The 11226-nt window shown below is 68.1% G+C and carries 9 protein-coding genes and 1 tRNA gene; 8 read left to right on the top strand and 2 right to left on the bottom strand.

Going from position 1 to position 11226, the window contains the following annotated elements:
* Positions 1-117 precede the first annotated feature (117 nt).
* Both ACFZBB_RS18990 and ACFZBB_RS18985 read right to left on the bottom strand, forming a co-directional pair.
* Complete coding sequence (locus tag ACFZBB_RS18990) at positions 118-1221, bottom strand: adenosine deaminase (protein WP_391123634.1); 1104 nt, start codon at positions 1219-1221, stop codon at positions 118-120.
* 100 nt (positions 1222-1321) lie between these two features.
* Positions 1322-2560, bottom strand: coding sequence for a pyridoxal phosphate-dependent aminotransferase (locus tag ACFZBB_RS18985; protein WP_355340268.1), 1239 nt, complete (start codon positions 2558-2560; stop codon positions 1322-1324).
* Positions 2561-2882: 322 nt separating this feature from the next.
* On the opposite strand from ACFZBB_RS18985, the gene ACFZBB_RS18980 reads away from it, so the two are divergent.
* From ACFZBB_RS18980 to rpoB, 8 genes are all read left to right on the top strand, one after another.
* Positions 2883-2955 (top strand) — tRNA-Trp (locus ACFZBB_RS18980).
* Positions 2956-3061: 106 nt separating this feature from the next.
* On the top strand, positions 3062-3340 hold the full coding sequence (secE, locus tag ACFZBB_RS18975) for a preprotein translocase subunit SecE (protein ID WP_355340710.1): 279 nt from the start codon (positions 3062-3064) through the stop codon (positions 3338-3340).
* 74 nt (positions 3341-3414) lie between these two features.
* Positions 3415-4338, top strand: coding sequence for a transcription termination/antitermination protein NusG (nusG, locus tag ACFZBB_RS18970; RefSeq protein ID WP_391123632.1), 924 nt, complete (start codon positions 3415-3417; stop codon positions 4336-4338).
* Between the two features lie 160 nt (positions 4339-4498).
* Positions 4499-4933 (top strand): 50S ribosomal protein L11, encoded by a 435-nt coding sequence (gene rplK / locus ACFZBB_RS18965; RefSeq protein WP_355340262.1) that lies wholly within the window; start codon positions 4499-4501, stop codon positions 4931-4933.
* A gap of 101 nt (positions 4934-5034) precedes the next feature.
* A complete protein-coding gene (gene rplA, locus ACFZBB_RS18960) occupies positions 5035-5760 on the top strand; it encodes a 50S ribosomal protein L1 (protein WP_355340259.1) in 726 nt (241 codons plus the stop codon).
* A gap of 353 nt (positions 5761-6113) precedes the next feature.
* Positions 6114-6680: a 50S ribosomal protein L10 gene (gene rplJ, locus ACFZBB_RS18955; RefSeq protein ID WP_355340256.1), complete on the top strand. Its 567-nt coding sequence runs from the start codon at positions 6114-6116 to the stop codon at positions 6678-6680.
* A gap of 84 nt (positions 6681-6764) precedes the next feature.
* Entirely contained in the window at positions 6765-7148 is a 384-nt protein-coding gene (gene rplL / locus ACFZBB_RS18950) for a 50S ribosomal protein L7/L12 (protein ID WP_391123630.1), read from the top strand.
* Positions 7149-7732: 584 nt separating this feature from the next.
* A complete protein-coding gene (gene rpoB, locus ACFZBB_RS18945; protein WP_355340250.1) occupies positions 7733-11218 on the top strand; it encodes a DNA-directed RNA polymerase subunit beta in 3486 nt (1161 codons plus the stop codon).
* Positions 11219-11226: the final 8 nt, after the last annotated feature.

The following is an 11226-nucleotide window of genomic DNA, read 5'->3' as shown; positions in this document are numbered from 1 at the left end:
TGTAGATCCGACGGCTCTCTCGGCGGAGCCCGGCGTCAGTCTGTAGATCCGACGGCTCTCTCGGCGGAGCCCGGCGTCAGTCTGTAGATCAGATGACCTTCCCGGCAGAGCCCGGCGTCAGCCTGTAGCGCCCGCGACCCTCTCGGCGGAGCCGTCAGCCCTCTCGGGAGAGCCCACCGCACCCTCACGAGAGCTCTTGGCCCCCTCGGGCGTCGCCTCCCACTCCGCGATCCCCGCCAGCAGCCGTCGGCGTACGTCCTCCGGCGCGCGGGAGCCCCGTACGGACTGCCGGGCCAGCTCGGCCAGTTCGGCGTCGGTGAAGTCGTGCGAGGCGCGGGCGATCTCGTACTGGGCGGCGAGCCGGGAGCCGAAGAGCAGCGGGTCGTCGGCGCCGAGCGCCATCGGCACGCCCGCCTCGTACAGGGTGCGCAGCGGTACGTCCTCGGCCTTCTCGTACACGCCGAGCGCGACGTTGGAGGCCGGGCAGACCTCGCAGGTGATGCCCTTCTCGGCGAGGCGGCGCAGCAGCCGCGGGTCCTCGGCGGCGCGGACCCCGTGCCCGATACGGCCCGCGTACAGGTCGTCGACGCAGTCGCGGACGCTGGAGGGCCCCGCCAGCTCCCCGCCGTGCGGGGCCGCGAGCAGGCCGCCGTCCCGGGCGATGGCGAAGGCGCGGTCGAAGTCCCGTGCCAGACCGCGCCGTTCGTCGTTGGAGAGCCCGAAGCCGACCACGCCGCGGTCGGCGTACCGGACGGCGAGCCGGGCCAGCGTACGGGCGTCCAGCGGGTGCTTCATGCGGTTGGCGGCGACGACCACGGCCATGCCGACCCCGGTGTCCCGCGAGGCGGTGTGCACGGCGTCCAGGACGATCTCCATCGTGGGGATCAGCCCGCCGAGCCGCGGCGCGTACGAGGTCGGGTCGACCTGGATCTCCAGCCAGCCGGAGCCGTCCGCCGCGTCCTCCTCGGCGGCCTCGCGGACCAGCCGCTGGATGTCCTCCGGAGTGCGCAGGCAGGAGCGGGCGATGTCGTACAGCCGCTGGAAGCGGAACCAGCCGCGCTCGTCGGTGGCCCGGAGTTTGGGGGGTTCGCCCGAGGTCAGCGCCTCGGGGAGGTGCACGCCGTGCCGGTCGGCCAGTTCCAGGAGCGTGCCGGGGCGCATGGAGCCGGTGAAGTGCAGATGCAGATGTGCCTTGGGGAGCTGACGGACCTCGCGTGCCATTCCAAGATCCTGCTATACGACAGCCCCCGTCCGGTACCACTTTCTCCGAACGGGGGCTTGCCCGAATGCAAAAACGGATCGCCGTAGCGCCCGAAGGGGCTCAGTCCTTCGCCTCGCCCAGCAGCTTCTGGAGCCGCGAGACGCCCTCTTCCAGGTCCTCGTCGCCGAGCGCGTACGAAAGCCGCAGGTAGCCGGGGGTGCCGAAGGCCTCACCAGGCACGACCGCGACCTCGGCCTCGTCCAGGATCAGCGCGGCCAGCTCGACGGAGTCGGCCGGGCGCTTGCCGCGGATCTCCTTGCCGAGCAGCGCCTTCACCGACGGGTAGACGTAGAACGCGCCCTCGGGCGTCGGGCAGACGACGCCGTCGATCTCGTTGAGCATCCGCACGATGGTGCGGCGGCGGCGGTCGAAGGCGGTCCGCATCTCGGCGACCGCGTCCAGGTTGCCCGAGACGGCGGCCAGCGCGGCGACCTGCGCGACGTTGGAGACGTTCGAGGTGGCGTGCGACTGGAGGTTCGTCGCGGCCTTGACCACGTCCTTCGGGCCGATGATCCACCCGACCCGCCAGCCGGTCATGGCGTACGTCTTCGCCACGCCGTTGACCACGATGCACTTGTCGCGCAGCTCGGGCACGGCCGTCGGCAGCGAGGTGAACGTCGCGTCGCCGTACACCAGGTGCTCGTAGATCTCGTCGGTCAGCACCCACAGGCCGTGCTCGACGGCCCAGCGGCCGATCGCCTCGGTGTCGGCGGCGCTGTACACGGCGCCGGTGGGGTTGGAGGGCGAGACGAACAGCACGACCTTGGTGCGCTCGGTGCGGGCCGCTTCGAGCTGCTCGACCGAGACCCGGTAACCGGTGGTCTCGTCCGCGACGACCTCGACCGGCACGCCGCCCGCGAGCCGGATCGACTCGGGGTAGGTGGTCCAGTACGGGGCGGGCACGATGACCTCGTCACCCGGGTCGAGGATCGCGGCGAACGCCTCGTAGATGGCCTGCTTGCCGCCGTTGGTGACCAGCACCTGCGACGGCTCGACCTCGTAGCCGGAGTCGCGGAGCGTCTTGGCGGCGATGGCCGTCTTCAGCTCGGGCAGACCGCCGGCCGGGGTGTAGCGGTGGTACTTCGGGTTGCGGCACGCCTCCACCGCGGCTTCGACGATGTAGCCGGGTGTCGGGAAATCGGGCTCTCCCGCGCCGAATCCGATGACCGGGCGCCCGGCGGCCTTGAGGGCCTTGGCCTTGGCGTCGACGGCCAGCGTCGCGGACTCGGAGATCGACCCGACGCGGGCCGACACCCGACGGTCGGTGGGAGACTGTACGGGGGGAGTAGCTGCGCTCATGACTGCATGGTCCCAGACGCGGGGGAGGCCCGGCACCCAGGTTTGCGGACCTGTCCGGACTGTGAACACACCCGGTGCGCGCCGGGGGCGCGCGGCCCCGTCGGCACCTGACCAGCGCCTCGCCGGCACCCCACCGGAACCTCCTCGGCACCCCACCGGCACCTCCTCGGCACCTCGACAAAACGTCAACGGAACGCGGCCGGAACCTGATCGGACGCAAGGCGTTCGACGGAGGGCCGCGAAACACGTACACTCATCCGTCGATGGCCTTCCCACCGGCACCGCGGTTTCGCAATGCTGCGGTACGTTGGGGGAGTCGCAAAGGGTCGTAGCTCAATTGGTAGAGCACTGGTCTCCAAAACCAGCGGTTGTGGGTTCGAGTCCCTCCGACCCTGCTCCACACGTCACCCGACGGACGTGGGCAGGTAAAGCACTCGCCGTACCGCGCGACGGGCGCGACACGGCCACGACCCGGAGTCAGGTGAGGACGTAGTGACTGAGATCACGGACTCCATCGAGGCCCCTGAGCCTGACACGTCCGAGGACGACGAGACTCGGAAGCCCCGCCGCGGCGGCAAGCGCGGCAAGAAGGGCCCCCTCGGTCGGCTGGCGCTCTTCTACCGCCAGATCGTCGCGGAACTCCGCAAGGTCGTCTGGCCGAGCCGCAACGACCTGATCACCTACACCACAGTGGTGATTGTCTTCGTTGTCGTCGTCATCGGTCTCGTCAGCGTGGTTGACTGGGGATTCTCGAAGCTCGTCTCGTACGTCTTCGGCTGATCCCGCGGTGGGCGCCGGTCCACGGGCGCCTGTCCGCATGTTCCACCCCTTGAAGTCAGGAAGAAGCAGTCACCGTGTCTGACCCGAACGTGTACGACGCCGACGAAACCGTTGAGGGCGACGACACCGCGCTCGACATCGTCGAGGCCGCCGACGGCGAGATCGACCAGGCCGAGGCTGCCGACCTGAACGCCGGCGAAGCCGCCGAGCAGGCCGCCGTCCACGAGGACGAGGACGAGGAAGCCGCCGAGGCCGCCACGGACGGCGCGGACGACGACGAGGCGGACGACGAGTCCGACGAGGACGTGGCGGTCGCCGACGAGGACGAAGCGGCTGAGGACGAAGCGGCTGAGGACGACGGCGAGGCCGCCGTGTCCGAGCCGGTCGTGGACGCGGTCGCCGCCTTCCGCGAGGAGCTTCGCACCCTGCCCGGCGAGTGGTACGTGATCCACACCTACGCCGGTTACGAGAACCGCGTGAAGTCCAACCTGGAGCAGCGCGCCGTCTCGCTCAACGTCGAGGACTACATCTACCAGGCCGAAGTGCCCCAGGAAGAAGTCGTCCAGATCAAGAACGGCGACCGCAAGACCATTCGGCAGAACAAGCTCCCCGGCTACGTGCTGGTGCGCATGGACCTGACGAACGAGTCGTGGGGCGTCGTCCGCAACACCCCCGGTGTCACCGGCTTCGTCGGCAACGCGTACGACCCGTACCCGCTGACCCTCGACGAGATCGTGAAGATGCTCGCCCCGGAGGTGGAGGCCGCGGCCGAGGCCGCCGCCATCGCCGAGGGCACCGCCCAGCCGCGCAAGGTCGAGGTCCAGGTGCTGGACTTCGAGGTCGGCGACTCGGTCACCGTCACCGACGGCCCCTTCGCGACTCTCCAGGCGACGATCAACGAGATCAACGCCGACTCGAAGAAGGTCAAGGGCCTGGTCGAGATCTTCGGCCGCGAGACCCCGGTCGAGCTGAGCTTCGACCAGATCCAGAAGAACTGAGACTTTTCCAGCAGCCCCCGTCCGACGGTTCTCCGTCGGCCGGGGGCTGCTGTGTCCCCCGGCCACCGGCCGGTTTCAGGATGCGGGCCAATACCCGCTAAAGTGGTGCGGTATGCCTGTACGCAGGCACGAACACTCTCAACAGGACCCGGAGAGAGCAATGCCTCCCAAGAAGAAGAAGATCACGGGGCTGATCAAGCTCCAGATCAACGCCGGCGCGGCCAACCCGGCGCCGCCGGTCGGCCCCGCGCTGGGCCAGCACGGCGTGAACATCATGGAGTTCTGCAAGGCCTACAACGCGGCGACCGAGTCGCAGCGCGGCATGGTGATCCCGGTGGAGATCACGGTCTACGACGACCGTTCCTTCACCTTCATCACCAAGACGCCGCCGGCGGCCAAGCTGATCCTCAAGGCCGCGGGTGTCGAGAAGGGCTCCGGCGAGCCGCACGTCAAGAAGGTCGCCAAGCTCACCCGCGACCAGGTTCGGGACATCGCCACGACGAAGCTCCCCGACCTGAACGCGAACGACCTGGACGCCGCCGAGAAGATCATCGCCGGCACCGCCCGCTCCATGGGCATCACGGTCGAGGGCTGACGCCCGAGCGACAGCGGCTGGGGCTGACGCCCCGCCGGTTCACCTGTGGCAGGGCCTGCTCGGCCCGTACCACGACTCCCCTTCACCAACAGGAGCAGTAAGTGAGCAAGCGCAGCAAGTCCCTTCGCGCTGCCGACGGCAAGATCGACGCGGAGCGCCTGTACGCCCCGCTCGAGGCCGTCCGGATCGCCAAGGACACCGCGACCACCAAGTTCGACTCGACCGTCGAGGTCGCCTTCCGCCTGGGTGTCGACCCGCGCAAGGCCGACCAGATGGTCCGTGGCACCGTGAACCTTCCGCACGGCACCGGCAAGACCGCCCGGGTCCTGGTCTTCGCGACCGGTGACCGTGCTGCGGCCGCGGAAGCCGCGGGAGCCGACATCGTCGGCTCCGACGAACTGATCGACGAGGTGTCGAAGGGCCGTCTGGACTTCGACGCCGTCGTCGCCACCCCGGACCTCATGGGCAAGGTCGGCCGTCTGGGCCGCGTGCTCGGTCCCCGTGGCCTGATGCCGAACCCGAAGACCGGTACGGTCACCCCGGACGTGGCGAAGGCTGTCACGGACATCAAGGGCGGCAAGATCGAGTTCCGCGTCGACAAGCACTCGAACCTGCACTTCATCATCGGCAAGGTCTCCTTCGACGAGACCAAACTGGTGGAGAACTACGCGGCGGCCCTGGACGAGATCCTGCGTCTCAAGCCGTCCGCCGCCAAGGGTCGTTACATCAAGAAGGCCGCCGTGAGCACCACCATGGGCCCCGGCATCCAGGTCGACCCCAACCGCACCCGCAACCTCCTCGTCGAGGAGGACCCGGCGTCCGTCTGATGACGACGCGGGGCCACGCGTAAGGCGTGAAGCACCATCCGAAGTCCGGCCTCCGTGCACACCGCACGGGGGCCGGATTTGGTGTTGTAAGGACCCGTCCCGTACGCTTCCCGAGAAGCCAAAGACCGCTGGTCGTTGCCGTGCCCCGAAAAGGGCGTGGCGGCCGAAGGATCCGCTAGCTGCGGATGGCCCGCGTAGGTGATCGTGGATGAACTCCGGAAGAGATTTCCGCAGAGCGGAAGTCGATTCCGTCGAGTCACGCCCCGTGCGCCTGCGCCGGGGCGTTCGTTTTTGCCAAGTCCCCTCCTTCAATTCCGTGCGGTCCGCAATCACCCGGAAGGAGGCCGAGACTCATGGCGAGGCCCGATAAGGCTGCCGCGGTTGCCGAGTTGACGGATCAGTTCCGCTCCTCGAACGCCGCTGTGCTGACCGAGTACCGCGGTCTCACCGTGGCGCAGCTCAAGACGCTGCGCCGTTCGCTCGGTGAGAACGTCACGTACGCCGTGGTGAAGAACACGCTGACCAAGATCGCGGCCAACGAGGCCGGGATCAGCACGCTCGACGACCTGTTCGCGGGTCCGTCGGCCGTCGCCTTCGTCGCCGGTGACCCGGTCGAGGCGGCGAAGGGTCTGCGCGACTTCGCCAAGGACAACCCCGCTCTCGTCATCAAGGGCGGTGTCCTTGACGGCAAGGCGCTGTCCGCCGACGAGATCAAGAAGCTCGCGGACCTCGAGTCCCGCGAGGTTCTGCTCGCCAAGCTGGCGGGCGCCATGAAGGCCAAGCAGTCGCAGACTGCCGCGCTCTTCCAGGCGCTGCCCTCGAAGTTCGTCCGCACCGCGGAGGCGCTTCGTGCCAAGCAGGCCGAGCAGGCAGAGCAGGGCGGTGCCGGTACGCCGGCTCCCGCCGAGGCTGCGGAGTAACCACTCCCGCAGTCCAGCGGGCTCCGAGTACGCCCGCCGACATCGACAACCGGCACCAGCCGATTTAGTGGAAGGACCGCCATCATGGCGAAGCTCAGCCAGACCGAGCTGCTCGAGCAGTTCGAGACCCTCACCCTCATCGAGCTCTCCGAGTTCGTGAAGGCCTTCGAGGAGAAGTTCGACGTCACGGCCGCCGCCCCCGTCGCCGCCGCCGGTGTCGCCGGTCCGGCCGCTGTCGCGGACGCCGCCCCGGAGCAGGACGAGTTCGACGTCGTCCTCACCGCCGCCGGTGACAAGAAGATCCAGGTCATCAAGGTCGTGCGTGAGCTGACCTCGCTCGGCCTGAAGGAGGCCAAGGACCTCGTGGACGGCGCCCCGAAGCCCGTCCTGGAGAAGGTCGACAAGGCTGCCGCCGACAAGGCCGCCGAGTCCCTCAAGGCCGCCGGCGCCTCGGTCGAGGTCAAGTAACACCGAGCGGCACCCAGCAGTCCCCGTACGGCCCGCACAGGGCCGGACAGCCGTAGGGCGGTCACCCATTCGGGTGGCCGCCCTGCGGCGTTCCCGCGTCCTTGTGGCGGGGCGGTGCCACCGTCCGGATAAGGTGATCGTTCCCGCACGGGACCTGCTCCGGGAGCCATCCGGCAGGGGGGCTGGGCGCGGGGCTGTGAGCATCTCTGCCAGGCCAGGGCCTTGACGAACCGCACGCGGCGCGCAATTCTCAGGACGCGTCGACACTTCGATCCGGGTTGGATGCATGGATCGGGGGAGATGCGGGAATGCATGGCGCAGGCGCGGATCCGGTTCCGAGGCGGGATCCGCAGGACGGACGAGGGGGCGATGATTCGGTACTCCGAATCTCTGCTCTGGACATCAGTGTGCCGAGTGGCTACACTGACCCTTTGCGCTGCCTGTTAGCTGCTGCCTGGCCCGTCACCAGGAGCATGCCCACGTCTGAGCACTGCTGAAGAAGTCCTCCATCAGGGCTTTCTTCTTACGCTCAGGGGCGGACCGGTATGCGCGTAGTGAGTCCGAGCCCTCGGAAGGACCCCCTCTTGGCCGCCTCGCGCAACGCCTCGACCACCAATTCGAACAACGGCGCAAGCACCGCCCCGCTGCGCATCTCTTTCGCGAAGATCCGTGAACCGCTCGAAGTTCCGAACCTCCTCGCGCTCCAGACCGAGAGCTTTGACTGGCTGCTCGGCAACGCCGCGTGGAAGGCCCGTGTCGAGGCGGCCCTGGACAGTGGGCAGGACGTCCCCAGGAAGTCCGGTCTGGAGGAGATCTTCGAGGAGATCTCGCCGATCGAGGACTTCTCCGGGTCGATGTCGCTCACTTTCCGTGACCACCGATTCGAGCCTCCGAAGAACTCGCTGGACGAGTGCAAGGAGCGCGACTTCACGTACGGCGCCCCGCTCTTCGTCACCGCCGAGTTCACCAACAACGAGACCGGCGAGATCAAGTCCCAGACGGTCTTCATGGGTGACTTCCCACTGATGACCAACAAGGGCACCTTCTGCATCAACGGCACCGAGCGTGTCGTCGTCTCGCAGCTCGTGCGCTCGCCGGGTGTCTACTTCGACAGCCAGATCGACAAGACGTCCGACAAGGACATCTTCTCCGCCAAGATCATCCCGTCCCGGGGTGCCTGGCTGGAGATGGAGATCGACAAGCGCGACATGGTCGGTGTCCGCATCGACCGCAAGCGCAAGCAGTCGGTCACCGTCCTGCTCAAGGCGCTCGGCTGGAGCACCGAGCAGATCCTGGACGAGTTCGGCGACTACGAGTCGATGCGCGCCACCCTGGAGAAGGACCACACCCAGGGCCAGGACGACGCGCTGCTCGACATCTACCGCAAGCTGCGTCCGGGCGAGCCGCCGACCAAGGAGGCCGCGCAGACCCTGCTGGAGAACCTCTACTTCAACCCCAAGCGCTACGACCTCGCGAAGGTCGGCCGCTACAAGGTGAACAAGAAGCTCGGCAGCGACGCGCCCCTGGACGCCGGTGTGCTCACCACCGACGACATCATCGCCACCATCAAGTACCTGGTGAAGCTGCACGCCGGTGAGACCGAGACCACCGGGGAGAACGGCTCCTCGATGGTGGTCGAGGTCGACGACATCGACCACTTCGGCAACCGCCGCCTGCGCAACGTGGGCGAGCTGATCCAGAACCAGGTCCGTACCGGCCTGGCCCGTATGGAGCGCGTGGTCCGCGAGCGGATGACGACCCAGGACGTCGAGGCGATCACGCCGCAGACCCTGATCAACATCCGGCCGGTCGTCGCCTCCATCAAGGAGTTCTTCGGCACCAGCCAGCTCTCCCAGTTCATGGACCAGACGAACCCGCTGTCCGGCCTGACCCACAAGCGCCGCCTGTCGGCGCTGGGCCCCGGCGGTCTGTCCCGTGAGCGGGCCGGCTTCGAGGTCCGCGACGTGCACCCGTCGCACTACGGCCGCATGTGCCCGATCGAGACCCCCGAAGGCCCGAACATCGGCCTGATCGGCTCGCTCGCCTCCTACGGCCGGGTCAACGCGTTCGGCTTCGTCGAGACCCCGTACCGCAAGGTCGTCGAGGGCGTCGTCACCGACGACGTCGACTACCTGACCGCGGACGAGGAAGACCGCTTCGTCATCGCGCAGGCCAACGCGCCGCTCACCGAGGACCTGCGGTTCGCCGAGTCCCGCGTGCTGGTCCGCCGCCGCGGCGGCGAGATCGACTACATCCCCGGCGACGACGTCGACTACATGGACGTCTCGCCGCGCCAGATGGTGTCGGTCGCGACCGCGATGATCCCGTTCCTGGAGCACGACGACGCCAACCGCGCGCTCATGGGATCGAACATGATGCGCCAGGCCGTGCCGCTGATCAAGGCGGAGGCGCCGCTGGTCGGCACCGGCATGGAGTACCGCTGCGCGGTCGACGCCGGTGACGTCATCAAGGCGGACAAGGACGGTGTGGTCCAGGAGGTCTCCGCCGACTACGTCACCATCACCAACGACGACGGCACGTACACCACGTACCGCGTCGCGAAGTTCTCCCGCTCCAACCAGGGCACGTCCTTCAACCAGAAGGTCGTCGTCAACGAGGGCGACCGGGTCGTCGTCGGCCAGGTGCTCGCCGACGGTCCCTCGACCGACGAGGGCGAGATGGCCCTCGGCAAGAACCTCCTGGTGGCGTTCATGCCCTGGGAGGGCCACAACTACGAAGACGCGATCATCCTCAGCCAGCGGCTGGTCCAGGACGACGTCCTCTCCTCGATCCACATCGAGGAGCACGAGGTCGACGCCCGTGACACCAAGCTCGGCCCGGAGGAGATCACCCGGGACATCCCCAACGTCTCCGAGGAGGTCCTCGCGGACCTCGACGAGCGCGGGATCATCCGGATCGGCGCCGACGTCGTCGCCGGCGACATCCTGGTCGGCAAGGTCACGCCCAAGGGTGAGACCGAGCTGACCCCGGAGGAGCGCCTGCTGCGCGCGATCTTCGGCGAGAAGGCCCGTGAGGTCCGTGACACCTCGCTGAAGGTGCCGCACGGCGAGACCGGCAAGGTCATCGGCGTCCGGGTCTTCGACCGCGAGGAGGGCGACGAACTGCCGCCCGGTGTCAACCAGCTCGTGCGCGTGTACGTGGCGCAGAAGCGGAAGATCACCGACGGCGACAAGCTCGCCGGCCGTCACGGCAACAAGGGCGTCATCTCGAAGATCCTGCCGGTCGAGGACATGCCGTTCACCGAGGACGGCACCCCGGTCGACATCATCCTCAACCCGCTCGGCGTCCCGTCCCGCATGAACCCGGGACAGGTCCTGGAGATCCACCTCGGCTGGCTCGCCAAGCAGGGCTGGGACGTCTCCGGTATCGGCGAGGAGTGGGCGCGCCGCCTCCAGGCGATCGACGCGGACGTCGTCGCCGCCGGCACCAACGTCGCGACCCCGGTCTTCGACGGTGCCCGCGAGGACGAGATCCGCGGTCTGTTCGAGTCCACCATCCCGAACCGCGACGGCGACCGCATGGTCCTGCCGTCCGGCAAGGCGCGGATGTTCGACGGCCGCTCCGGCGAGCCGTTCCCTGAGCCGATCTCGATCGGCTACATGTACATCCTCAAGCTGCACCACCTGGTGGACGACAAGCTGCACGCCCGCTCCACCGGTCCGTACTCGATGATCACCCAGCAGCCGCTGGGTGGTAAGGCGCAGTTCGGTGGCCAGCGATTCGGTGAGATGGAGGTGTGGGCGCTGGAGGCGTACGGCGCCGCTTACGCCCTCCAGGAGCTGCTGACCATCAAGTCCGACGACGTGCTCGGCCGCGTGAAGGTCTACGAGGCCATCGTCAAGGGCGAGAACATCCCCGAGCCGGGCATCCCCGAGTCCTTCAAGGTGCTCATCAAGGAAATGCAGTCGCTCTGCCTCAACGTGGAGGTGCTGTCCTCGGACGGCATGTCCATCGAGATGCGTGACACCGACGAGGACGTCTTCCGCGCCGCGGAAGAACTCGGTATCGACCTGTCCCGGCGGGAGCCGAGCAGCGTCGAAGAGGTCTGACGGGCCGG

Source organism: Streptomyces sp. NPDC008139, assembly GCF_042957025.1.
Lineage (GTDB): Bacteria > Actinomycetota > Actinomycetes > Streptomycetales > Streptomycetaceae > Actinacidiphila.
The sequence above is the reverse complement of the archived record's forward strand: the minus strand, read 5'-3'. Positions and strand labels throughout refer to the sequence as shown.